We start from the raw sequence: 20,815 nt of genomic DNA, 5'->3' as shown, positions 1-20,815 counted from the left end.
TTGTCCGCTCGCTCCCCGCTCAATGCTTGGCTCTTTGCTGACGGATGTATTCGAGTTCGTCCTTCGACTTTTTGTCATCGGGATCAAGCTTGATCGCTGCCTTGTACGCGGCTTCGGCTTCGTCGAGCTTGCCGAGTTCCACCAGAGCATAGCCTTGGCCGCGCAGGGCGCGGGTTTTGTCGAAAATCCGCGTTTCCTCGGGAGAATATTCGGTCGCGGCTTCGGCGCGCTTGAACATTTCCAGGGCGCCGACGTTATCGCCGGTCATCTGGATGTGGTATCCGAGCTCACCGATAAACAACGAATTCATCGGTGCCAATTCAACGGCTTTCCTCAACAGCGCTTCGGCTTCGATCTGATGTTTCAGTTCGGTCTGTGCGTATGAGCTGAGATAATAGGCATAACCATAGGCATAGCCTGCGTCGATGGCGTCACGGCCAACTCCGCTCTGGTCGTGTGCAGTGGCGGCCAGCAGCATGTAGTAGAGGGCTTCTTTGGGAGATCGAGCGGAATACAGCCGCGGGTCGCCTTTGCGCGGCATGTTTTCGTATTCGCGAATGACGGGCGTGAGCTTCTCGTCCAGGGCGCGCTGGTAATCGTGGGCGTCGAATATCAGCGCGTTAGCTGCAACCACCATTTCATTGCGGCGCGTTTCGGCAGGATCTTTGGAAGTTCGCAGCGCACCTGCAGGCCCCAGGCTCGTCGTCTGCCGCGCCAATGCGAGCGGCGCGATCAACGCGCCGGCAAGAATGAGTCCGATGATCCGCATGGCATTCCCCCGATGCAGATTGCAGATGCGGGCGGCAGTGCCGCCCATGGTTCAGGCATCGACGCCCGCGCGCGAATCCGGCAGTTCCACCGAGATGTCGAGCACGTCGTAATCGCCGTGCTTTTCCTTGGCGACCTTGATCGAGTCTTCCGGCACGTGCACGTATTTGCGGATCACCTCGATCAACTCCTGGCGCAGGCGCGGCAGGAAGTCGGGGGCGCCGGCTTCGCTGCGCTGCTCGGCGATGATCACCTGCAGGCGGTTCTTGGCGGTGTTCGCGGATTGCTGACGCGGCTTCAGGAAATCGAAGATGCCCATGCTCAGCCTCCGAAGATCTTGCTGAAGAAGCCCTTCTTCTCGGCGGTGAGGAATCGCATCGGGCGGTCCTCGCCAAGCAAGCGGGCAATCGCGTCGTCGTAGGCGGCGGCGGCGTCGGAATCGGCTTCCAGGATCACCGGTTCGCCCTTGTTCGACGCGCTCAGCACGTCGCCGGATTCCGGGATCACGCCGACGGCCTTCAGGCCCAGCACTTCCTCGACGTCCTTGACGCTCAGCATTTCGCCCTTCTCGACGCGCGCCGGGCTGTAGCGGGTGAGCAGCAGCGATTCCTGCACGCGGCCGCCTTCTTCCGCCTTCTTGGTCTTGGAAGCGAGCAGGCCGAGGATGCGGTCGGAGTCGCGCACCGACGACACTTCCGGGTTCACCACGACGATCGCGCGATCGGCGAAATACATCGCCAGGAACGCGCCTTTCTCGATGCCCGCCGGCGAATCGCAGACGATGTAGTCGAAGCCGTCGCCGTCGAGTTCCTTCAGCACCTTCTCGACGCCTTCCTTGGTCAGTGCGTCCTTGTCGCGGGTCTGCGACGCGGCCAGCACGAACAGGTTCTCGAAGCGCTTGTCCTTGATCAGCGACTGCTTCAGCGTGGCTTCGCCCTGGACGACGTTGACGAAGTCGTAGACCACGCGGCGTTCGCAGCCCATGATCAGGTCGAGGTTGCGCAGACCGACGTCGAAGTCGATCACCGCCACTTTCTTGCCGCGCCTCGCGAGTCCGGTTGCGATGCTGGCGCTGGTGGTGGTCTTGCCAACGCCACCTTTGCCTGAAGTGACGACGATGATCTCGGCCAAGGGCTATTCCTCCGTAATGATTGCGCTCAGTCGAGCGCTGCGATCCTGAGTGTTTCATGGTCCAGCCACACCTGCACCGGCTTGCCGATCAGGTGGGCGGGGGCTTCGTCGGCCACGATGTAGTGTCCGGCGACGGCCACGAGCTCCGCGTGGAACTCCTGGCAGAAGATACGCGCCTGGGTGTTGCCCTGGGCGCCGGCCAGCGCGCGTCCGCGCAGCGAGCCATAGATGTGGACCGAGCCGTCGGCCATCACCTCGGCTCCGGCACCGACGGTGCCGACCACGGTGAGGTCGCGCTGCTCGGCATAGACCTGCTGGCCGGAACGCACCGGCGCAGCCAGCACCAGCCCGGGCTCGGCGGCGGAAGCCGCAACGACCGGCGCGGGTGCGGGAGCCGCACGCGATTCCGGAGCCGCCGCAGCGACCGGTACGGGAGCCGGGGCGGCGGCTTCACCGCCGGCGCGCTCGTACTGGGCGCGGAATTTGGCGAGGGTGGGCAGATCCAGCGCCTCGGCCAGCTTGTCGTTCTCGCTGGTGCCATAGGCAAGGGCGACCGGGATCACCCCGGCGTCGCGCAGGGCGGCGAGCAGGGCGCGGGCGTCCACGACCGACGGAAGGCTGGTCAGCCCGCCGAAATCGACGATCACCGCGGCGCGGCGGAACAGCGCCGGCGCGCGCTGCACGCGTTCGCGCATCTCGTCGCCCAGGCGCGCGATATCGAGGGTGCGGATGCGCAGGTTGGCGATGCCGACCTGGCCGATCTTGAGATCGCCGGCCTGTTCGTAATTCGGCGCCGCGCTCATGCGTGCGTCCCGGTGTTGCGCGGGACGGGCAGGGGCGTGCGCGGACGACCGACCCATGGCGCATCCGGCAACTGGGTGCCATAGGTCTGGTGAATCCATTCGTAACTGCAGAGATCGCGGATCAGCATGGATGCCATGGTGCCATCGTCTTGGCGTCGCTGGCCGATTTCCTGGAAACCGAGGGCGCCATGGAACAGCAGGACCGGGTCGGTGCCGTCGCGGACGAAGACTTCGCAGGCCAGCTGCGGGTAACGCTGCTCGGCGTAACTCTGGACGTCGGCGTAGAAGGCGCGGCCGACACCGCCGCCGCGGCGCTGGCTGGCCACCACGATCCGGTCGGTATAGAGGAAGGGCTTGCTGGCGTTCTTGCGGAACCAGTGGAAATTGCCGCTGTCGTGGTCGGCATCGTGGCCGAAGGCGACCAGGAAGCCGGCCAGCTGGCCATTGCGCTCGGCAACCCGGAAATATTCGGCGTCGCGATGGAAACGCGCGAGCCGGGCCGCGTCGATGGGAAGGATGCCGGGACCCGCCGCGTTGTTCATCGCCAACACTTGTTCAAGCTCGTGCTCTTGCACGTCGCGGATCAACAGCGACATTCCCAACGCTCCGGAAGACAGAAACAACATGGGCGCCGTGGCGCCCCGCAGCATTATCGCACGCCCAAGGGGGCGTGCTTGAATGGCCCAAGAATCAGCGCGTTGGCATGACTTCCGGGCTGCGCGGCGGCGGCGATCGCCTCATAAGATGAAGCCATGCTGCAACGCCTCAACCATATCCGCCTGCTGCGCTTCGTCGGCATGTTCACCTGGGCCATGGTGGGCAGCTGGCTGCTCAACATCTGGCTCGACCCGGAATATCTCCAGCAGCGCGGCGACGATGCCATGCTCGCGCTGGTGCTGCCCTGGCTGGTCTGCTTCCTGGCCTTCGGTGCCGGCTACTGGTGGCTGACCCGCGAAGCCGGCGTGCGCCAGCCGCGGCTGGGCGACCACGCCCTGCTGTTCGTGATCACCCTGTGCGCGATCGGCGTCAGCTATTACTCCGATACCTCGCTCGGCAGCGTATTGCTGATGGTGCTGGCCGGCCTGCTGCCGTGGCTGCTGCCGATCCCGGTCGGCCTGGCGTGGATGCTGCTGGGCAATCTCGCCTTCATTCCGCTGTTCATCGGCGTGCTCAACATGCCGCCGATCCTCGCGATCGTGCAGGCGCTGCTCTACCTCGGCTTCTCCAGCCTGGTGTTCACCACCGCCTACGTCGCCAAGGAACAGGCCAATGCCCGCGAGGAGCAGCGACGGATCAATGCCGAATTGCGTGGCACCCGCGCGCTGCTGGCGGAAAGCGCACGCGTCAACGAACGCACCCGCATCGCCCGCGACCTTCACGACCTGCTCGGCCACCATCTCACCGCGCTCAGCATGAATCTCGAAGTGGCCGGTCATCTTGCTGAAGGTCCGGCCCAGCAACACGTCCGCCAGGCCCACCAGCTGGCGCGCCTGTTGCTGACCGATGTCCGCGAAGCCGTCAGCCACCTGCGCGAGGGCGGGGCGATCGAGCTGGAACCGGCGCTGCGCCCGCTGACCGAGAATGTCCCCGGGATGGCGGTCGAACTCGACATGGAGCCGGGCTTGCGCACCGACGATCCGGAATGCGCGCACGTGCTGCTGAGGTCGACCCAGGAAATCATCACCAATGCCGTTCGCCATTCCGGTGGCGATCGCCTGCACCTGCATGTCCACCGCAGCGTCGAGGGCATCCGCATCGATGCCGAGGACAACGGCCGCGGCGCCGATGGCCTGGTCGCCGGCAACGGCCTCAACGGCATGCGGGAACGGGTGGCCGCGCATGGCGGCACAATGCGGGTGGAGACAGCCCCCGGTCGGGGATTCCGCCTGCAGCTCGATCTTCCCTTGAAACCCCTGCCTCCCTCCACAGTGAGAGACACCGCATGATCCGTATCCTCCTCGTCGACGACCAGACCCTGGTCCGCCAGGGCATCCGCTCGCTGCTGTCGCTGCCGGAGGCCGACGGGCTGGAAGTGGTCGCCGAAGCCAGCGACGGCCAACAGGCGGTCGCAATGGTCCCCGAGATCAATCCGGACGTGGTCCTGATGGACATGCGGATGCCGGTGATGTCCGGCCTCGAGGCCCTGCAGACGCTGACGCGGCTGGGCCAGCTGCCGCCGACCATCATCCTCACCACCTTCGACGACGACCAATTGGTACTGGCCGGGATCAAGGCCGGTGCACGTGGCTACCTGCTCAAGGATGTCTCGCTGGAACAGCTGGTCGGCGCCATCCGCACGGTCGCCGGCGGCGGCTCGCTGGTACAGCCGGCAGTCACCCAGAAACTGCTGTCCGGCCTCGAGCACATGCAGACCGAATTCGCCAGCCTCGATCGCCCCGATCCGCTGACCGAGCGCGAAACCGAGATCCTGCGGCTGATGGCCGGCGGCTATTCCAACAAGGAAATCGCCAACACCCTGGGCGTGGCCGAGGGGACGATCAAGAACCACGTCTCCAACATCCTCAGCAAGCTGGGCGTTCGCGACCGGACCCGAGCGGTATTGAAGGCATTGGAAGCCAAACTGGTCTGAGTGCGGCAAAAGACTCCCCGCGGGGCGGCCGGTTTGCTACGATTGGCGGCTCGTATTGGCTTGACGGACGCGCTCCGGAGACCTCCTGAATGAAGCTGCTTAAAGAGTTGTTGATTTCCGTGGCCATCGTGGCCGTGTTCTTCCTGCTGGTCGGCATCGTGCTGCCATCGCATCGCCACCTGTCGGAGACCATCGACACCAACCGCAAGGCGACCCTGGTGTACGACACCGTCAACAGCTTCGGGCGCTGGAAGGATTGGAACGCCGTGACCGCGCATGATCCGCGCACGCAGCTCAAGATCAGCGGCCCGGTCTCGGGCGTCGGCGCCCAGATCGACTACGACGGCGACAACGGCGTCGGCAAGGGCAGCTGGAAGATCACCGGTGCCCAGACCAATGAAAAGGTCGATTTCGCCATCACCAATGGCGACATGGGCAGCAACAAGAAGTCGACCATCACCGTCAAGCCCGACAAGAGCGAGAAGAACACCACCATCGTCCAGACCTACGACGTCGACTACGGCTTCAACCTGCTGGGTCGTTACGCCGGTCTGTACGCGGGCAGCTATGCCGGCGAGGACATGAAGGTCAACCTGCGTCGCCTGACCGGCCTGCTGGCGGAAGTGCCCAACCTGGCCTATGACCAGCTGACCCCGCCGCTCACCGGCACCAAGTTCATCGAACTGCCGGCCAGCGACGTCATCACCATCAACTCCGGTACGGTGATCAACGACTTCGCGCATGTCTACGACAGCGTCAAGAACAACTACCAGTGGCTGAAGCGCGTGATGGACGCCAACGGCCTTGAACCGGCCGGTCCGTTCTACCTGGTCACCGAAGACGTCAACATCGCCAACTACGGTTACAACCTGGTGCAGCCGGTGAAGAAGAAGGGCGCCACCGCGACCACCGGCCTGACTGGCGTTGCCCTGCAGGGCACGGTCAAGTTCGCGACCATCCCGGCACGCAAGGCCGTGACGACGTCGATCGCTTCGGCCGACTACAACACGCTGCAGCTGACCCGCGACGCGCTGCGCGCCTGGGCGCTGGTGCACGGCTACCAGATCGCCGACAAGTCGTTCGAGGTCTACAAGGACGGCGTGGACAAGTCGTTCACCGCAGGCGCCGCCAGCTTCGACGTCTACTGGCCGGTCAAGTAATCGCGACCGCCAGACAGTCACCGAACGCCGCGCCAGTCGCGGCGTTCGCGTTTTCGGAATCCGTCATGCCCGTGTCGAACGCCTTCCAGCGCATTCCGTCCGCCATCGCCGCGCTGATGGCGGCAGCCGGCATCGCGCTCTCGGCGTATGCCGCGCATGCGACGCTCGATGCCGAAGGTGCGCGACGCATCGGCAACGCGGCACTGTTCCTGCTGGTGCAGGGCGCGGCGGGATCGGCGATGCTGCCGCAAGCTGCCGGCAAGGGTGAGCGTGGCGCGATCCTGCTGCAGATCGCGGGCTGCCTGCTGTTCTCGCTCAGCCTGGTGGCGAAGCAGTGGCTGGGTTGGCCGTCGACGCTGGCGCCGGCAGGCGGAATGGCGATGATCGCGGGCTGGCTGTGGCTGGCCGCACAACGGTTGTGGAGGTGAAGAATGGCGATGCGTTACACGCGTGGATTCGATATCGAAGCGGCGAACAAGCATCTGCGCAAGGTCGACAAGCCGCTGGCGGCGTGGATGCGCCGGATCGGGCCATTGCCGGAGCCGACCGATTGGCGGAAATCGTTCGATCCGGTCAACGCATTGGCACGCGCAATCCTCTACCAGCAACTGCACGGCAAGGCCGCGGCGACGATCACCGGACGCCTTGAAGTCGCGGCGGGCAGTCGTCGCCTCAATGCCGATTCATTGGGGCGCGTCAGCGATGCCGATGTGCGCGCCTGTGGCGTGTCCGGCAACAAGTTGCTGGCCTTGCGCGATCTCTGCGAGCGCGAACTTGGTTGCGAGATCCCGGGCGTGCGCAAGATGGCGACGATGGACGAGGACGCGATCATCAAGGCGCTGGTGCCGGTGCGCGGCATCGGTCGCTGGACGGTCGAGATGATGCTGATGTTCAAACTCGGCCGGCCGGACGTGCTGCCGGTCGATGACTTCGGCATTCGCAAGGGGCACCAGATCCTCGATGGCCTCGACGAAATGCCGTCGCCAAAGGAAACGTTGGCGCGCGGCGAAGCCTGGGGTCCATACCGCACCTGGGCCAGCATTTATCTCTGGAAGATTTCCGATTTTGGCAAGGGGCCGATCCCGCGCTCGCAAGGGAAATAAGGGCGAACGCAGCAGGGGCGGATCAGCCGTGCCAGCGCCAATGCCACGGCTCGTAGACGATGCCGTGGGGATTGTCGCGCGGATAACTCAGGTTGAAACCGAAATCGCCGGCGTGACCGGATAGCCAGCGGAACGCCGCGGTGCGTTCGAAGGATTCTTCCGCCGGAGCCTCGCCGTCGGTACCGATGTCGAGTGCATCGCCGGAATGATGTTCGGAAAAACCGGGCGCGGCATTGACTGCGAGGATGTCGTCGACACTCAGTCCGCGAGCGCGCTTGCGCGCGAAAATGCCCATCTGGTAGGCATGGCTGCGATAGCCGGAAATGGCATCCAGCGCGACGCCATCACTCGCCGCAGCCGTGCGCATGCGATTCCAGGCGCGACCTGCGCCTTCGCCCAGCCACAACGGACGCCGATAGCGATCGAACCCGGCCAGCGCCAAGCGTGCGGGTTCGGGAACCTGCATCAGCCCGCTGCGTTGCGCGTAATCGTCGGCATCGAGGCCAAGTTCGAGCAGGCGACGTTCCAGTCCATGCATCGGCAATGCATGGACGGGGGCTTGCGGGCTGGCGCCATCGAGGGCGAGGGCGCGCCATGCATCGGCATTGCGCGAGGACTGCAAGGGCGGCAATGGATGGATGTTGCGCGTTGCATCGATGGTGGCGAGATAGCCGCCATCGCGGCTGCGCACCACCCAGGTGGCGGTGGCCAACGCGCGCGCATCGGCATTGCGTCGTGCCCGCAGCAGCCACGCCGGCCACAATTCGGCGTGGGCGCTGTTGATCAGGTGGCGCGGGTGGGCTTGCATCCGGACAGCTTAGCGACGCGCTGTTGTCGAGGCCAGTTCGTTCAGTGCGGACAACAGCATTTGCGGCTTTTCGGGGCTGAGCACGAGGAACTTGCCATCGTGGCGTGGCAGGACGAGGACGCGATCGCGCGTGGTGAGCAGGCAGAACGCCCGGGCGCGATTGCGCAGGAGATACCCGCCGGCGCGGAAGCCGGGGAGATCGTATCCCCCGAGTTTGATCATGGGCGCGAACTCGGTGTGTTCGGCAAGATCGACGCTGCGCGCGCTGGCAAGATCCAGCGCATTGATATTGATGCGTTGCGTAAAGAATGCCGCGGCCACCACGAGATCGCGGCCTTCGATGGTGATGCGACGGCGTCGCATCGCCAACCCGACGCCCAGGATCACCGCCGCGGTCACGGTGGACAGCAGCAATCGCGCCGGCAGCGGCAATTCCTGATGGGGAATCAGCAGGGTGATCGCGATCGTGACGGCCACGATCGCGACCAGGGTCAACCACGACTTCTGCTGCAACGGGGCAAGCGGGAAATCGCGAACGGAACCAGTCGTCGCCATGTCAGTGCGCCTTGATCCATGCCGCGGCGTCGTTGATCAACCGCGCATCGACATGCCCGGGTTGCGCGTACTCCGCCATCGACGGCGTGCCGCTGCCGGCGATGCCCAGGTGGTTGAGCGAGGGATAGAGCTTCATGGTGAAGCGCTTGTTGCCGGAGAACGCCTGTTGCAGCGCCGTCCAGTCTTCCATCGGCACCTGGAAGTCGCGGTCGCCGTGCAGCAGCAGCGCCGGTACACGCAGCGCCTTGTTGTCTGCGATGGGATCGATCGCGTCCACGCTGCGCCAGTAATCCACACGCATTCCCAGCGCGGTGTCGTCGGGCTTGGCGTTGCCGCGGATCGCGGCGATGTCGCTTTCGGCCTTGGCGATCCCGGCAAGGGCCTGCGGATCGTCGGACTTGCCCTGCAGCTTGGCCATGTAGCGTTGCTGGTAGGGGATGATGTCGATCAGCTTGCGCGAAGGGCCGGACAACTCGATCACGCCGATCACATCTTGACCGGCACGCTGCGCAATGCGTGGCGCCACCATCGCGCCGAGGCTGTGCCCGAACACGAAGACGCGCTTCGGGTCGATGCCGGGCGTCGTCGCCAATGCCTTCACCGCGGCGACGGCGTCATCGGTGGTCTCGCTGTCGATGGTGACGATGCCGTCCTTGTAATCCTGCGGTCGCGCCCTGGTGCGCTTCTCGTAGCGCAGCACGGCGATGCCTTGCGCAGCGAGCCCGCGCGCGATGTCGGTGAAGACATGATTGGGGCCGATGGTTTCCTCGCGGTCGTTGGGGCCGGATCCGTGCACCAGCACCACGGCAGGGAAGGGTCCCTTTCCCTTGGGCATCGCCAGCGTGCCGCCGAGTGGATGGCCTTCGGCGCCGACGCTGACCTCGCGTTCGCTGTAACCGGCATCGGCTGGAACCGCGGGAATCGGTGCAGCGTTTTGCTGTGGCTGCACGAACATGCCGCTGACCTTGCCCTGCGCGTCGACCGCGACCGTGAATGTCCATGCCGTCGCGCCGCGATGCAATGTCTGCCTGATGACCTGCATGCCGTCCTTTTGCGACAGCTCCGCCGCGTCGCGCTTGCCGGCGGGCGGCAACGACTGCCACACGGCTTTCAGCTTGTCGGTGGGCACGTGCTGCTGCATCTGTGCGTTGAACATCGCTTCGGCCTGGTCGTACTGGCCGGCATCGAGGCGATCGAGCAGTCGTGCTGCGATGGCCTGGGGCGTGTCGGTGGCTGCCGATGCGGGCAGCACCAGGGCGCAGACGAGGGCGATGGCGGAAATGGAATTTCGCGTGCGTTTCATGTCATGCCTCACGCTTGAGCACGGCAAGCAAATGATTGAGCGGCATTGTCGGGGCGACGTTGACCAGTTCCCATCCCTGTGCGCCCAGCTTGTCGAGTTCGGCCTGCCATTCCTCGGGCTTGAGCCCGCCCATCAGTGCAGGCTTGAATTCGACGACCTTGTATTGCCAACGACCGCTCATGATTCCTCTCCCTCTTCATCTGGTTGTTGTGTGGACGATTTCAGCCGTCCCGCCTTGCGCAGGGCCTCGCGCAGCACGTATTCGATCTGCGCATTGAGGCTCCGCAACTCGTCATCGGCCCAGCGTTGCGTCGCCGAGAGGATCTCGGCGTTGATGCGCAACGGATAGGCTTTCTTCTCTGCCATCGCGGCGGATCAGTACAGCGTGCCGGCGTTGACGATCGGCTGCGTCGCGCGCTCGCCGCAGAGCACCACCAGCAGGTTGCTGACCATTTGTGCCTTGCGTTCCTCGTCGAGCTGGACCACGCCGTTCTTCTGCAGTTCTTCCAGCGCCATCTCGACCATGCCGACGGCGCCGGCAACGATGCGGGTGCGCGCGGCGATGATCGCGTTGGCCTGCTGGCGCTGCAGCATCGCCTGGGCGATTTCCGGCGCGTAGGCGAGATGGCTGATGCGTGCATCCAGCACTTCAACGCCGGCGTCGGCGAGGCGCGCCTGCAATTCGTCCTTCAGGTGCTGGCCGACCTCGTTGGCGTGGCTGCGCAGGGCGAGCTGGCCTTCCTCATGCTGGTCGTAGGGATAGCTGGTGGCCATCGCGCGCAGCGCCGATTCCGACTGGATGTGCACGAAGCTTTCGTAGTCGTCGACGTTGTAGACCGCCTCGGCGCAATCGACCACGCGCCAGACGATCACGGCCGCAATCTCGATCGGGCTGCCATCGAGCTCGTTCACTTTCAGGCGCCCGCTCTCGAAGTTGCGCACACGCTCGCTCACCTTGCGCTTGCCGTAGAACGGGTTGTTCCAGCGCAGGCCGTTTTCCTTGACCGTGCCGATGTATTTGCCGAACAGGCTGAGCACCGCCCCCTGGTTGGGTTCGAGCTTGTACAGGCCGGTCAGCGATAGGAAGGCGACGATGCCGAGCAGGATCGCGGCAACGATCAGCGAGCCGGAGGCCACGCCTTCGCCCTTGGGGTCGGGGCCGATACCGGTCAGGAACAGCCAGATGGCGACCACGCCTGCCAGCAGCACCATGACCAGGACCGGGATGCCCGGCAGCGACTTGAGAATGCGTTCTTTCATGGGGAATCTCCGTTGTGCGGAGAAGATGATATCAATTTGATATCACTTTGTATGAATGCGGGTGGTGCCCTAGACTGGCCGCCTTTCCGACCGACCTCGACGCATGACGACACTGGGAACGCCGCTGACCGCCAAGGCCACACGGGTATTGCTGTTGGGATCGGGAGAGTTGGGCAAGGAAGTGGCGATCGAGCTGCAGCGGCTGGGCATCGAGGTGATCGCTGCCGATCGCTATGCCGATGCGCCGGCGATGCAGGTCGCGCATCGCAGCCACGTGCTCGACATGCTGGATGGCGAGGCCTTGCGCGCGCTGATCGCACGGGAGCGGCCGCACATCGTGGTGCCCGAGATCGAGGCCATCCATACGCCGACGCTGGTCGAGCTCGAGCGCGACGGCGAGGTGCGGGTGATCCCGACCGCGCGTGCCGCCTGGTTGACCATGGATCGCGAAGGCATCCGTCGGCTTGCCGCGGAAACCCTGGGCCTGCCGACCTCGCCATTCCGTTTCGTCGACACGCATGCCGACTATCGCGCCGCCGTCGCGGAGTTGGGACTGCCATGCGTGATCAAGCCGGTGATGTCGTCGTCGGGCAAGGGTCAGTCGCTGGTGCGCAGCGAAGCCGACATCGACGCCGCCTGGGATTATGCGCAGACCGGTGGTCGTGCCGGCGCCGGTCGCGTCATCGTCGAAGGCTTCATCGATTTCGATTACGAGATCACCCTGCTCACCGTTCGCCACGCTGGCGGCACCGTGTTCTGCGCGCCGATCGGCCATCTCCAGCGCGACGGCGATTACGTCGAAAGCTGGCAACCGCAGCCGATGTCGCCACTGGCCCTGCAACGCGCCAAGGACATTGCGACTGCGGTGTCCGGCAATCTCGGCGGTTGGGGCGTGTTCGGCATGGAGTTTTTCGTCAAGGGCGACCAGGTGTGGTTCTCGGAAGTGTCGCCGCGTCCGCACGACACCGGGCTGGTCACGCTGGTCTCGCAGGAATTGAGCGAGTTCGCACTGCATGCGCGGGCGATCCTCGGCCTGCCGGTGGGCGCCGACGGCGATGCGATCGCCAATCGTGGTCCGTCGGCGTCGTGCGCGTTGCTGGCGGAGGGCGAGGGCGTACCGTGCTTCGCGAACATCGAGGCCGCACTGCAGGCGCCCGACAGCGCATTGCGGTTGTTCGGAAAGCCGCGGGTCTCGGGCAAGCGTCGCGTCGGCGTGACGCTGGCGCGCGCGGCTTCCTGCGATGATGCGCGGGCACGGGCGCGCGAAGCCGCTGCCTCCATCCACATCACCTTCGACTGACAGATCATCGATTAATTAGGAGCGGCCATGACCGACACCACGGGTTACGACGTCTATCTCTTCCCCAATGCCATCGAAGCACTGGGCGACGCCGGCAAGCCCTATCTCAAGGACGGTCCGGCCGGTACGCACTTCAGCTGCAAGGACGTCGATACCTCCGGCATGCTCACCGAGATGACGCTGGATACCGGCGATGGCAAGGAAGTGGAAGTGATGATTCCGACCAACATGGTGCGGATGATCGTTTCGAACTCCAACGCGGCAGGCGAATTCGGTTTCGGACGCCGCGGCGCGACCGTCGAGCCGGGCATTCCGCCGGCGAAAAGCTGATTTTCAGTCGAACGGCTGCCAGGCGCGGCCGTCGTAGCGTTCCAGCGGCTGGAAGCGGCGCTTGTAGTCCATCTTGGGATGGCCGTCGATCCAGTAACCCAGGTACAGGTGCTTGCGGCCTTCGCGGCGCGCCCATTCGACCTGCTGCAACACGCCGAAGGTGCCGAGGCTGCGTTGCGCCTCCAGCGGGTCGTAGAAGGTATAGACCGCCGACAGCGCATCGTCGAGCACGTCCGTGACGGCGACCGCGAGCAGGCGTCCCGGTGCGTGGTCGCCGTGGGCGCGGAATTCGAGGAAGCGCCCCTGCGACCAGCGTCCGATCAGGAAGCCGTCGAAATCGGCTTCGCTGTGGTCGTCCATGCCGCCGCCGGGATGGCGGCTGTGCAGGTAGCGGCGATAGAGCGCGAAGTGCTCTTCGGTGCGTTCGGCGGGCACCACCCGCACTTGCAGGTCGGCGTTGCGGGCCAGGCAGCGGCGCTGGCTGCGGTCGGGCAGGAAGTCGTCCACCCGGATGCGCACGGCGACGCAGGCATTGCAGGCCACGCAATCGGGACGGTAGATGACTTCGCCGGAGCGACGGAATCCCCATTCCAGGGACAGCGGATAGACGTCGGCGATGCGCGGATCGCGCGGGTCGATCAGGAGATCGCGCGCGAAGCGGTCCGGCCAGTAGCCGCAGGGATGGAACCCGGTGCGGTAGATGCGGAGATCGTCGGACACGCTCATGAAGCCGAGTCTAGCCCGTCGGTGAATGCCGCCGTGGCGAGGTCAACCGCGGGGCGGGGCGCAGCGTTCCCTGCGCATACACCCGCACAGGAAGATGCAGATGAAGAGTTCGACCCCGCTCGTGCTGGCCCTGGCATGCGCACTTGGTGCCGCCGCCGTGACCGCCATCGCCCAGCAGATGCCCTCCGATCCGCCGGCGCCCGGCGAGCCCGGCGCTCCGCCGCCGAAAGGCCATGGCCGGATGATGGGCGGTTTCATGCGCCTCGACGCTGACCATGACGGCAAGATCAGCCGCGACGAGGCCGCCAAGGATCCCAAGCTGGCCGCGAAGTTCGACCAGCTTGACGCCAACCACGATGGCTTCCTCGACCGCTCGGATTTCGAGGCGATGCGCAAGGAGCATGGGCAGAAGCGTTTCGCCGAAATGGACACCAACCATGACGGCAAGGTCAGCAAGGAAGAGATGCTGGCCGCGATGGCGAAGCACGACGCCGAACGCGCCAAGAAGCGCGGCGAGTTCGTCGATGCGATGTTCAAGCGCCTCGACACCAACGGTGATGGCGCGCTGAGCCAGGATGAATTGGCGAAGGCGCATGGCCCCGGTGGCGACCGTGGTCCGGGTGCGTGGGGCGACCGCAAGGGCCAGCGCCAGCACATGGACATGAAGCCGGCGACCCCGGCGCAGTAACTGTTGGCGTAGTCGCGGTGCGCGCTCAGCGAACGCGTGCCGCGACGATCAATGCCGGAAGAAGAACGTCCACGCCGCGACCGCGGCGCAGACGATCAGCAACACGATGCGCAGGCGATTCGCGCGCTGCGCCGACGATTTCCCCGGCACCGGCGCGGCGTTGCGCGAGTTGAACGTCAGCGGCACGTTTTCCGGGCTGTTGGAGCGATCGAGCAGGCCGGCTTCATGCAACAGCTTGCGTGCCTGCGGCAACTGGTCGGTGCGGACCACCCACACTTCCGGCTGCGGTTCCTTGCTGCGCGCGTTTTCGCGATAGCTGAACGCGTGGCGATGGGTGCCCTTGTACGAGCGTCCGTTCATGATGCGGACTTCGATGCCGGCGTCTTCCAGCAACTTGGCCACGCCTTCGGCATTCTCGAGCCGGCGACTGGTGAAGACCTGGCGCATGTCAGCTTGCCTTCCCGACGCGGATCATGCCTTCCTGCGCGGTGCTCGCGACCAGCTTGCCGTGGCGGTCGAAAATCTGGCCGCGCGCCAATCCGCGCGCTTCCTGCACGCTCGGGCTGTCGATCGAATACAGCAGCCAGTCGTCGGCGCGGAACGGACGATGGAACCACATCGCGTGATCGAGCGACGCCATCGCCACGTTCGGCTGGTAATAGCTGATGCCGTGCGGGAAGGTCGCGGTGCCGAGCAGGTGGAAATCGGAGGCGTAGGCGAGCAGGGCACGATGCAGCTCGGGATCGTCGCCGACCTTGTCGGCCAGGCGAAACCACACCTGCTGGTAAGGCGGGCGCTTGGGCGGATTGAGTTCGTCGCGCGGATAGACGTGGCGGAACTCGAACGGTCCGGAACGATCCAGCCAGCGTTGTACCTTGATCGGCAATTTCGCCAGTTCTTCCGGCGACAGCGGCGGGGCCGGTTCGATGTCTTCCGGTCGCGGCACTTCCGGCATCGACAACTGGTGCTCGCTACCCGGTTCGGGCGTGTGGAACGACGCCGCGCAGAAGAAGATCACCTTGCCATGCTGGATGGCGGTGACACGACGCACGGAGAAACTGCCTCCATCGCGGGTACGGTCGACCTGGTAGACGATCGGCGCTTCGATGTCGCCGGCGCGCAGGAAATACGCGTGCAACGAATGGGCGTTGCGGTCGCTGGTCTCGCTGTCGACCGTCGCCTGCGCCGCCGACAGCGCCTGGCCCAGCACCTGGCCGCCGAAGACGTACTTGGTGCCGATGTCGCGGCTCTGGCCGCGGAAGAGATCGTCTTCCAGGCGTTCCAGCTTCAGGAGTTCAACGAGTTCGAGGACGGGAGGCGTCATGCGTGCGGCAGCTGTTGCGATGCCGCAATTATAGGGAATCAGGACTGGTTCCCACCGGAATGCGCTGCAAGGCGAGCGCCGCTTCGACGCGCTGCCACGGGAAATGCGGTCCGGGGTCGCGTTTGCGGGGGACCCGCTTGTCGGGATCGTCGCTGGCCGGGACCATGTCGATATCGAGGTCTTCGTGTCCGGCGATCCAGCGCAGGCCCGGCAGCTGCTTCTGCAGGCGGCGCAGGAGATCGATCAGGGCTTCGATTTGCGCATCCGTGTAGGGCTCGTCCATCGCCTGGTGGCGGGAGTCCAGCCAGTCCGGCCAGCGCCCGAGATTCACCAGTTCGATGCCGATGCTGCGCGGGTTCCAGCCACGCGTGTGGTGGGCGACACGGGCGTCGTCGACCCACTGGTGCACGGTGCCCGTCCGGTGGATGTAGTAGTGGCCGCTGTTGCCGGTGCCGCTGTCGGGATAACGGACGATTTCGCCGTATTCGCGCGCAGTGGCGAGGTCGGGCAGCTCCGTGCAATGGATCACCACGGTGTCGATGTCCGCCAGCGCGCGTTCGGCCAGCAATGCCTCGTAGGGCAGTGGTTCGTGGCGCATGGCAGGCGGTCGGGACATCGCGAAATGCTAGCATCGCAGCCACAGACGACAAGCGGATTTGCGTGAATGAAAGGCCATTGCATCCTCTCCCACGGCTTCGAAAGCGGGCCGGATGCGACCAAGGTCACCGCCCTGGCGGAAGCCGCCGAAGCATTGGGCTGGAGCCATGAACGTCCGGATTACACCGATCTCGACGCCCGTCGCGAGGTGAGCGAACTTGGCGACGTGCCCGCGCGCATGCAGCGGTTGTTGTCGCGCATCGATGCGGCGCCTGCCGGTCCGGTGGTGCTGGCCGGATCGAGCCTGGGCGCCTACATCTCCGGATTCGCCAGCCTGCAGCGCCCAGTGCGCGCGCTGTTCCTGATGGCGCCGCCGATCCAGATGGGCCCGGCGCCGCGACTCGACGCCGCCGCTGTCCCTTTGTCGATCCTGCATGGCTGGGACGACGAATTGATTCCCGCTGCCGAAGTGGTGGCGTGGGCGCAGCCGCGTCGCGCACGCCTGCTGCTGGTCGATGATTCGCATCGCCTCAGCGCGCATGTCGAGGCATCGCGCAATGCCTTCGCCGACCTGTTGCGCGCGCTGTGAGCGAGTCGCGTTTCTTCGTCAGCTGCGCCCGCGGCCTGGAATATCTTCTCGCCGACGAATTGATCGCGGCAGGCGCAAAGGCAACCGCCGCGACCGCCGGTGTCAACGTGCGCGGAACCCTGCGCGATGCGCAGCATGCGGTGCTGTGGTCGCGCCTGGCCAGCCGCGTGTTGTGGCCGATCGCGGAATTCGATTGCACGGATGAAGCCGCGTTGTATTCCGGCGCGCTCGAAACCGATTGGACCTTGCACCTGTATGCCAACCAGACCTTCGCGGTCGATGCCCACGTGTCCGGCGAGGGCATCCGTCATGGCGGATTCGCGGCATTGCGCCTCAAGGATGCGATCGTCGATCGCTACCGGCAGGAACGCGGGGAGCGCCCCGATGTCGATACCGAATCACCCGACGTGCGCTTCAACCTGGTGGTGCGCAAGGGACGCGCGATCGTCTCGATTGACCTCGGCGGCGCGTTGCATCGTCGTGGCTGGCGTGGCGAGCAGGGCGCGGCGCCACTGAAGGAACCGTTGGCTGCCGCCGTGTTGTTGCGCGGTCGCTGGCCGCAGGTGCACGGCGGCGGTGGTGGATTGTTCGATCCGATGTGCGGCAGCGGCACCTTGCTGATCGAAGGGGCGCTGATGGCCGCCGATGTCGCGCCTGGATTGCGCCGATACGGAGATACGCTGCCGACGGCCTGGCCCGGTTTCGAAGTGGCCACGTGGCGGGAATTGCGCAACGAAGCCGAACAGCGCGCGGAGACCGGACTGGCTGCACTGAAACCCGTCTTCCATGGGCGTGACATCGATTCGGGCGTGATCCGCAATGCACGTGCAAACGCGATGTCCGCCGGTGTTGCCGAACTGATCGATTTCCAGGCGGCCGACGTCCGCGACGGATTCCAGCCGCCGGAAGCGAGCGGTCTGGTCGTCTGCAATCCGCCCTATGACGTGCGCCTCGCCACCGGCAGCGATCTCTACCAGGCGCTGGGCGATGCGCTCAAGCGCACAGTGCCGGCATGGAGCGCGAGCCTGTTATGCGGCGACACCACGCTGGCGCGCGCGACCGGGCTGCGCGGGCGCAAGCTCTATACGCTTTACAACGGCGCGCTCGAATGCGCGCTGCTGGTCTGCGATCGCATTGCGCCGGAGGTGCGCGAGGAAGCGCCGGCGCTGAACGAAGGCGCGCAGATGGTGGCCAATCGCCTGCGCAAGACGCTGAAGCAATCGAAGGCCTGGCGCGAGCGTGATGGCATTTCCTGCTGGCGCGCCTACGACGCCGATATTCCGGAATACGCCGCCGCCATCGATGCCTATACCGACGCCGACACCGGCGAACGTTGGCTGCATGTGCAGGAATATGCCGCGCCCGCGGATATCCCGGAAGCATTGGCACGCCGCCGTCTTGGCGACCTGCTGGCGGCGGCGCGCGAAGTCTTCGAATTGCCGCGCGAACGCGTCGTGCTGAAAACACGGCGGATCGGCAAGGGCGGCAGCAAGTACGGCCAGTTCGACCAGCGCGGCGAACGCCTCGTCGTGCGCGAAGGACGGGCGCGCGTGCTGGTGAACCTGTTCGACTATCTCGATACCGGCCTGTTCCTCGACCATCGGCCACTGCGCATGCGGTTGAATGCCGAAGCGCGCAAGCTGCGTTTCCTCAACCTGTTCTGTTACACGGGTGTCGCCACGGTGCAGGCGGCGTTGGGCGATGCGACTGCCACGACCAGCGTCGATCTCTCGGCGACCTATCTCGGCTGGCTGGCCGACAACCTGCGCGAGAACGAGGTCGGCGGGCCGGGGCACCAGCTGGTGCAGGCCGACGTGATGGAGTGGTTGCGGAGCGAGCGCAGCCAGTACGACCTGATTTTCTGCGATCCACCGACCTTCTCCAATTCCAAGCGCGCGCAGGACTTCGATGTGCAGCGCGAACACGTGGAATTGCTGCGATTGGCGATGGCGCGGTTGGCGCCGGACGGCGTGCTCTATTTCTCCAACAACGCGCGCCGCTTCAAGCTCGATGCCGAGGCCGTTGCTGAGTTCGCGGTTGTCGAGGACATCACCGCGGCAACGATTCCGCCCGATTACGCCCGCGATCCGCGCATCCATCGCGCATGGCGATTGCGTCCACGGTGATAACTGGTTTGGCTGTCGTCAGCGGATCGCGACAGCGGAAATCTTGAGCGCCGAGATTTCGCCGAATGCGCGTTGCAGGCCGGCATCGTCGTCCGAGCGCACGACCATTTGCAGGGTGGTGCCGTCATTCAGCCGCACCAGTGCTTCGCGCACCTTCAAGTCGGGGTTGCCCGCCAACGTCGAGCGATACCACTGCAACGACTGGCCATCGAAGGTGCTGACGTCGGCGGTATTGCGGCGATCGGGCTCGAAGGTCGGCTTGCGGGTGAAGGTCAGCGCGAAAGCGTCGCTGCCATCACTGCGCACCGCACGGCAGAACAGCAGGGTGTCGCTCTGGATTTCCTGCCACGCCAAGCCGCTGTTTGCCGGCAGATCGGGGCACTTGCTGGCCGATTGCGCCGATGCGATTCCCGGCGACGCCAGCAACAACGCCAGGACAGCGGATGGAAACAGGATGCGCATGACACTCCCCTCGAATCACTGTTTCCCCAGTTATCAAGGATTTGCATGCGTGTCAATGATGAAAACCCCTGAATTTCAAGGGTTCAGGCGAACTGTGGCATCCGGGCCGGAACCGCGCGTGACCGCATCCAGGAAAATAATGTGACCATCGGTGTGAAATGACTTCGGCTCGGTTCCGGTGTGCAAATGGAACTGCTTCGGCGCGTTGCCGGTTTTGGCCAACTCGAACAGGAGGTCGGCATCGCCGGCCCAGATGCATTGCACCTTCTCCGGACAGCGTGAATCGGCTGCGATAGCGACATAGCGAAGCGTACTCCCATCGGGCAGGGTGGCGCGCTCACCTGGTTTCAGGGTGACGCTGGCACCAGCGCCCAGTGCCTTGTGCGATGCAGTCGATCGGGTGGCGCAGGAGGCGAGTAGCGGAAGCAGCATCGCGACGAATGCGAAGTGATGGAGTTTGCGTGCGTGCATGGTTCAGTTCCTCTTTTCGTCGCGGCGTGATGCCAGGCGATCGGCAAGGCGTGTGGGTTCAGGCAGGCGATAGCGGGTGACGAAGCGCATCACCAGTTCGGGTGCGGCGGCCATCGACACGCGATGCCCTGGCGAGACGATCAATGGCAGGCAACGCTCCTTGCTGCGCAACATCCAGCCGATCTGCTCGCCGCCATCGCGCAACGGTGCATGCGCGCCACGCATCTCGTGGAGCGGTTTCGATGTGCCGACCAGCACCGACTTGGCGACGCCGACGGTGGGCAATCCGGTGATGACGCCGGCATGCGCGGCAATGCCGAGACGACGCGGATGGGCGATGCCGTGGCCATCGACGAAGACCATGTCAGGCACTTGCGACAGTGCTTCCAGTGCAGGCACCAGCGCCGGCAATTCGCGGAACGACAGCAGTCCGGGGATGTAGGGCATCCGCGTCGGAACCTTGACGATCTGCTGGTCGAGAACAGCAAGCGTTTCCGCATCGAGCAGTACTGCCGCCGCGCGAGTGATCGCACCGCCATCCTCGAAGCCGACATCGAGTCCCGCCACCGTGCGCAGGGGGCGCGGATAGTCGTCGCGCGTCACCACGCGTCCGGCCAGTTCGCGCTGCAATTCGCGCGCGGCCTTCACGTCGCCATTCCATTCGGGGATCGCAGTCATCCGGGCCACGGAAGCGGAAAGGATCAGGTTGCCACAGCGCGGA

Annotated in this window: 28 protein-coding genes; 10 read left to right on the top strand and 18 right to left on the bottom strand. The window is 65.1% G+C overall.

The features are described 5' to 3' along the window. Nucleotides 1-19: 19 nt before the first annotated feature. Genes ABE093_RS06955 through ABE093_RS06935 form a run of 5 tightly spaced genes read right to left on the bottom strand, consistent with a single transcriptional unit; the run spans nucleotide 20 to nucleotide 3,298 of the window. Nucleotides 20-817 carry a tetratricopeptide repeat protein gene (locus ABE093_RS06955; protein WP_430760159.1) on the bottom strand — a complete coding sequence of 266 codons (798 nt, stop codon included), beginning with the start codon at nucleotides 815-817 and terminating at the stop codon, nucleotides 20-22. A 3-nt stretch (nucleotides 818-820) separates the two neighbouring features. Continuing rightward, nucleotides 821-1,087, bottom strand: coding sequence for a cell division topological specificity factor MinE (gene minE / locus ABE093_RS06950; RefSeq protein WP_430760158.1), 267 nt, complete (start codon nucleotides 1,085-1,087; stop codon nucleotides 821-823). Nucleotides 1,088-1,089: 2 nt separating this feature from the next. Then, a complete protein-coding gene (minD, locus tag ABE093_RS06945; protein WP_430760157.1) occupies nucleotides 1,090-1,899 on the bottom strand; it encodes a septum site-determining protein MinD in 810 nt (269 codons plus the stop codon). Between the two features lie 26 nt (nucleotides 1,900-1,925). Beyond that, the gene (minC, locus tag ABE093_RS06940) at nucleotides 1,926-2,702 is read right to left on the bottom strand and encodes a septum site-determining protein MinC (RefSeq protein ID WP_430760156.1); all 777 of its coding nucleotides are present in this window, start codon (nucleotides 2,700-2,702) and stop codon (nucleotides 1,926-1,928) included. Then, on the bottom strand, nucleotides 2,699-3,298 hold the full coding sequence (locus ABE093_RS06935; RefSeq protein WP_430760155.1) for a GNAT family N-acetyltransferase: 600 nt from the start codon (nucleotides 3,296-3,298) through the stop codon (nucleotides 2,699-2,701). The genes minC and ABE093_RS06935 overlap by 4 nt, the downstream gene beginning before the upstream one ends. Nucleotides 3,299-3,454: 156 nt before the next feature. On the opposite strand from ABE093_RS06935, the gene ABE093_RS06930 reads away from it, so the two are divergent. The 5 genes from ABE093_RS06930 to ABE093_RS06910 all read left to right on the top strand — a co-directional run bounded on the left by ABE093_RS06930 (nucleotide 3,455) and on the right by ABE093_RS06910 (nucleotide 7,555). After that, nucleotides 3,455-4,648, top strand: a complete 1,194-nt coding sequence (locus ABE093_RS06930) for a sensor histidine kinase (protein WP_430760154.1) — start codon at nucleotides 3,455-3,457, stop codon at nucleotides 4,646-4,648. Continuing rightward, entirely contained in the window at nucleotides 4,645-5,292 is a 648-nt protein-coding gene (locus ABE093_RS06925; protein WP_430760153.1) for a response regulator, read from the top strand. The genes ABE093_RS06930 and ABE093_RS06925 overlap by 4 nt, the downstream gene beginning before the upstream one ends. Before the next feature lie 89 nt (nucleotides 5,293-5,381). After that, on the top strand, nucleotides 5,382-6,452 hold the full coding sequence (locus ABE093_RS06920; protein ID WP_430760152.1) for an SRPBCC family protein: 1,071 nt from the start codon (nucleotides 5,382-5,384) through the stop codon (nucleotides 6,450-6,452). 65 nt (nucleotides 6,453-6,517) lie between these two features. After that, on the top strand, nucleotides 6,518-6,880 hold the full coding sequence (locus tag ABE093_RS06915) for a DUF423 domain-containing protein (RefSeq protein WP_430760151.1): 363 nt from the start codon (nucleotides 6,518-6,520) through the stop codon (nucleotides 6,878-6,880). A gap of 3 nt (nucleotides 6,881-6,883) precedes the next feature. Further along, complete coding sequence (locus ABE093_RS06910; RefSeq protein WP_430760150.1) at nucleotides 6,884-7,555, top strand: DNA-3-methyladenine glycosylase family protein; 672 nt, start codon at nucleotides 6,884-6,886, stop codon at nucleotides 7,553-7,555. Between the two features lie 22 nt (nucleotides 7,556-7,577). On the opposite strand, the gene ABE093_RS06905 is transcribed toward ABE093_RS06910, so the two are convergent. From ABE093_RS06905 to ABE093_RS06880, 6 genes are read right to left on the bottom strand one after another with little or no spacing between them, the layout of a single operon-like run. Then, nucleotides 7,578-8,363, bottom strand: a complete 786-nt coding sequence (locus ABE093_RS06905; protein ID WP_430760149.1) for a M15 family metallopeptidase — start codon at nucleotides 8,361-8,363, stop codon at nucleotides 7,578-7,580. Nucleotides 8,364-8,372: 9 nt separating this feature from the next. Then, nucleotides 8,373-8,918, bottom strand: a complete 546-nt coding sequence (locus ABE093_RS06900; RefSeq protein WP_430760148.1) for a PH domain-containing protein — start codon at nucleotides 8,916-8,918, stop codon at nucleotides 8,373-8,375. A gap of 1 nt (nucleotide 8,919) precedes the next feature. Further along, on the bottom strand, nucleotides 8,920-10,221 hold the full coding sequence (locus ABE093_RS06895) for an alpha/beta fold hydrolase (protein ID WP_430760147.1): 1,302 nt from the start codon (nucleotides 10,219-10,221) through the stop codon (nucleotides 8,920-8,922). Between the two features lies 1 nt (nucleotide 10,222). Continuing rightward, nucleotides 10,223-10,402: a DUF4177 domain-containing protein gene (locus ABE093_RS06890; protein WP_430760146.1), complete on the bottom strand. Its 180-nt coding sequence runs from the start codon at nucleotides 10,400-10,402 to the stop codon at nucleotides 10,223-10,225. Then, a complete protein-coding gene (locus ABE093_RS06885; protein WP_430760145.1) occupies nucleotides 10,399-10,587 on the bottom strand; it encodes an Arc family DNA binding domain-containing protein in 189 nt (62 codons plus the stop codon). The genes ABE093_RS06890 and ABE093_RS06885 overlap by 4 nt, the downstream gene beginning before the upstream one ends. A 9-nt stretch (nucleotides 10,588-10,596) precedes the next feature. Beyond that, nucleotides 10,597-11,481 carry an SPFH domain-containing protein gene (locus tag ABE093_RS06880; RefSeq protein ID WP_430760144.1) on the bottom strand — a complete coding sequence of 295 codons (885 nt, stop codon included), beginning with the start codon at nucleotides 11,479-11,481 and terminating at the stop codon, nucleotides 10,597-10,599. A gap of 103 nt (nucleotides 11,482-11,584) precedes the next feature. Here ABE093_RS06880 and purT point away from each other — a divergent pair, with 103 nt between their 5' ends. Both purT and ABE093_RS06870 read left to right on the top strand, forming a co-directional pair. Then, nucleotides 11,585-12,781, top strand: coding sequence for a formate-dependent phosphoribosylglycinamide formyltransferase (purT, locus tag ABE093_RS06875; RefSeq protein ID WP_430760143.1), 1,197 nt, complete (start codon nucleotides 11,585-11,587; stop codon nucleotides 12,779-12,781). A 27-nt stretch (nucleotides 12,782-12,808) separates the two neighbouring features. Continuing rightward, nucleotides 12,809-13,111: a hypothetical protein gene (locus ABE093_RS06870; protein ID WP_430760142.1), complete on the top strand. Its 303-nt coding sequence runs from the start codon at nucleotides 12,809-12,811 to the stop codon at nucleotides 13,109-13,111. A 3-nt stretch (nucleotides 13,112-13,114) separates the two neighbouring features. Here the strand turns inward: ABE093_RS06870 and ABE093_RS06865 are convergent, their stop codons facing one another. Then, nucleotides 13,115-13,837: an arginyltransferase gene (locus ABE093_RS06865; RefSeq protein WP_430760141.1), complete on the bottom strand. Its 723-nt coding sequence runs from the start codon at nucleotides 13,835-13,837 to the stop codon at nucleotides 13,115-13,117. Nucleotides 13,838-13,937: 100 nt separating this feature from the next. Between ABE093_RS06865 and ABE093_RS06860 the strand changes: the two genes are divergently transcribed. Then, nucleotides 13,938-14,525, top strand: coding sequence for an EF-hand domain-containing protein (locus tag ABE093_RS06860; protein WP_430760140.1), 588 nt, complete (start codon nucleotides 13,938-13,940; stop codon nucleotides 14,523-14,525). Nucleotides 14,526-14,573: 48 nt separating this feature from the next. Here the strand turns inward: ABE093_RS06860 and ABE093_RS06855 are convergent, their stop codons facing one another. Genes ABE093_RS06855 through ABE093_RS06845 form a run of 3 tightly spaced genes read right to left on the bottom strand, consistent with a single transcriptional unit; the run spans nucleotide 14,574 to nucleotide 16,465 of the window. After that, complete coding sequence (locus ABE093_RS06855) at nucleotides 14,574-14,972, bottom strand: pathogenicity-like protein (RefSeq protein ID WP_430760139.1); 399 nt, start codon at nucleotides 14,970-14,972, stop codon at nucleotides 14,574-14,576. 1 nt (nucleotide 14,973) lies between these two features. Further along, nucleotides 14,974-15,849: an acyl-CoA thioesterase II gene (tesB, locus tag ABE093_RS06850; RefSeq protein WP_430760138.1), complete on the bottom strand. Its 876-nt coding sequence runs from the start codon at nucleotides 15,847-15,849 to the stop codon at nucleotides 14,974-14,976. A 28-nt stretch (nucleotides 15,850-15,877) separates the two neighbouring features. Then, complete coding sequence (locus ABE093_RS06845; RefSeq protein WP_430760137.1) at nucleotides 15,878-16,465, bottom strand: N-acetylmuramoyl-L-alanine amidase; 588 nt, start codon at nucleotides 16,463-16,465, stop codon at nucleotides 15,878-15,880. A 48-nt stretch (nucleotides 16,466-16,513) separates the two neighbouring features. Here ABE093_RS06845 and ABE093_RS06840 point away from each other — a divergent pair, with 48 nt between their 5' ends. Beyond that, on the top strand, nucleotides 16,514-17,035 hold the full coding sequence (locus tag ABE093_RS06840; RefSeq protein ID WP_430760136.1) for a hypothetical protein: 522 nt from the start codon (nucleotides 16,514-16,516) through the stop codon (nucleotides 17,033-17,035). Then, a complete protein-coding gene (rlmKL, locus tag ABE093_RS06835; protein WP_430760135.1) occupies nucleotides 17,032-19,161 on the top strand; it encodes a bifunctional 23S rRNA (guanine(2069)-N(7))-methyltransferase RlmK/23S rRNA (guanine(2445)-N(2))-methyltransferase RlmL in 2,130 nt (709 codons plus the stop codon). The genes ABE093_RS06840 and rlmKL overlap by 4 nt, the downstream gene beginning before the upstream one ends. An 18-nt stretch (nucleotides 19,162-19,179) precedes the next feature. On the opposite strand, the gene ABE093_RS06830 is transcribed toward rlmKL, so the two are convergent. From ABE093_RS06830 to nfi, 3 genes are all read right to left on the bottom strand, one after another. Next, complete coding sequence (locus tag ABE093_RS06830; protein ID WP_430760134.1) at nucleotides 19,180-19,623, bottom strand: hypothetical protein; 444 nt, start codon at nucleotides 19,621-19,623, stop codon at nucleotides 19,180-19,182. 75 nt (nucleotides 19,624-19,698) lie between these two features. Further along, complete coding sequence (locus tag ABE093_RS06825) at nucleotides 19,699-20,094, bottom strand: hypothetical protein (protein WP_430760133.1); 396 nt, start codon at nucleotides 20,092-20,094, stop codon at nucleotides 19,699-19,701. 3 nt (nucleotides 20,095-20,097) lie between these two features. Beyond that, nucleotides 20,098-20,772 (bottom strand): deoxyribonuclease V, encoded by a 675-nt coding sequence (nfi, locus tag ABE093_RS06820; protein WP_430760132.1) that lies wholly within the window; start codon nucleotides 20,770-20,772, stop codon nucleotides 20,098-20,100. Nucleotides 20,773-20,815: the final 43 nt, after the last annotated feature.

Source organism: Solilutibacter silvestris (assembly GCF_050574925.1).
Lineage (GTDB): Bacteria > Pseudomonadota > Gammaproteobacteria > Xanthomonadales > Xanthomonadaceae > Solilutibacter > Solilutibacter silvestris_A.
This window is presented reverse-complemented; position numbering and strand designations above follow the sequence as displayed.

Bases quoted from the DNA above. Each gene is read 5' to 3' on its own strand.
- ABE093_RS06925 (WP_430760153.1), top strand. From the start codon at position 4,645: ATGATCCGTATCCTCCTCGTCGACGACCAGACCCTGGTCCGCCAGGGC.
- ABE093_RS06825 (WP_430760133.1), bottom strand. From the start codon at position 20,094: ATGCACGCACGCAAACTCCATCACTTCGCATTCGTCGCGATGCTGCTT.
- purT (WP_430760143.1), top strand. From the start codon at position 11,585: ATGACGACACTGGGAACGCCGCTGACCGCCAAGGCCACACGGGTATTG.
- minE (WP_430760158.1), bottom strand. From the start codon at position 1,087: ATGGGCATCTTCGATTTCCTGAAGCCGCGTCAGCAATCCGCGAACACC.
- ABE093_RS06900 (WP_430760148.1), bottom strand. From the start codon at position 8,918: ATGGCGACGACTGGTTCCGTTCGCGATTTCCCGCTTGCCCCGTTGCAG.
- ABE093_RS06920 (WP_430760152.1), top strand. From the start codon at position 5,382: ATGAAGCTGCTTAAAGAGTTGTTGATTTCCGTGGCCATCGTGGCCGTG.
- nfi (WP_430760132.1), bottom strand. From the start codon at position 20,772: ATGACTGCGATCCCCGAATGGAATGGCGACGTGAAGGCCGCGCGCGAA.
- ABE093_RS06870 (WP_430760142.1), top strand. From the start codon at position 12,809: ATGACCGACACCACGGGTTACGACGTCTATCTCTTCCCCAATGCCATC.
- ABE093_RS06905 (WP_430760149.1), bottom strand. From the start codon at position 8,363: ATGCAAGCCCACCCGCGCCACCTGATCAACAGCGCCCACGCCGAATTG.
- ABE093_RS06880 (WP_430760144.1), bottom strand. From the start codon at position 11,481: ATGAAAGAACGCATTCTCAAGTCGCTGCCGGGCATCCCGGTCCTGGTC.
- minC (WP_430760156.1), bottom strand. From the start codon at position 2,702: ATGAGCGCGGCGCCGAATTACGAACAGGCCGGCGATCTCAAGATCGGC.
- ABE093_RS06890 (WP_430760146.1), bottom strand. From the start codon at position 10,402: ATGAGCGGTCGTTGGCAATACAAGGTCGTCGAATTCAAGCCTGCACTG.
- ABE093_RS06845 (WP_430760137.1), bottom strand. From the start codon at position 16,465: ATGTCCCGACCGCCTGCCATGCGCCACGAACCACTGCCCTACGAGGCA.
- ABE093_RS06865 (WP_430760141.1), bottom strand. From the start codon at position 13,837: ATGAGCGTGTCCGACGATCTCCGCATCTACCGCACCGGGTTCCATCCC.
- tesB (WP_430760138.1), bottom strand. From the start codon at position 15,849: ATGACGCCTCCCGTCCTCGAACTCGTTGAACTCCTGAAGCTGGAACGC.
- ABE093_RS06855 (WP_430760139.1), bottom strand. From the start codon at position 14,972: ATGCGCCAGGTCTTCACCAGTCGCCGGCTCGAGAATGCCGAAGGCGTG.
- ABE093_RS06935 (WP_430760155.1), bottom strand. From the start codon at position 3,298: ATGTCGCTGTTGATCCGCGACGTGCAAGAGCACGAGCTTGAACAAGTG.
- ABE093_RS06910 (WP_430760150.1), top strand. From the start codon at position 6,884: ATGGCGATGCGTTACACGCGTGGATTCGATATCGAAGCGGCGAACAAG.
- ABE093_RS06915 (WP_430760151.1), top strand. From the start codon at position 6,518: ATGCCCGTGTCGAACGCCTTCCAGCGCATTCCGTCCGCCATCGCCGCG.
- ABE093_RS06885 (WP_430760145.1), bottom strand. From the start codon at position 10,587: ATGGCAGAGAAGAAAGCCTATCCGTTGCGCATCAACGCCGAGATCCTC.
- ABE093_RS06955 (WP_430760159.1), bottom strand. From the start codon at position 817: ATGGGCGGCACTGCCGCCCGCATCTGCAATCTGCATCGGGGGAATGCC.
- ABE093_RS06860 (WP_430760140.1), top strand. From the start codon at position 13,938: ATGAAGAGTTCGACCCCGCTCGTGCTGGCCCTGGCATGCGCACTTGGT.
- ABE093_RS06840 (WP_430760136.1), top strand. From the start codon at position 16,514: ATGAAAGGCCATTGCATCCTCTCCCACGGCTTCGAAAGCGGGCCGGAT.
- ABE093_RS06930 (WP_430760154.1), top strand. From the start codon at position 3,455: ATGCTGCAACGCCTCAACCATATCCGCCTGCTGCGCTTCGTCGGCATG.
- ABE093_RS06830 (WP_430760134.1), bottom strand. From the start codon at position 19,623: ATGCGCATCCTGTTTCCATCCGCTGTCCTGGCGTTGTTGCTGGCGTCG.
- ABE093_RS06895 (WP_430760147.1), bottom strand. From the start codon at position 10,221: ATGAAACGCACGCGAAATTCCATTTCCGCCATCGCCCTCGTCTGCGCC.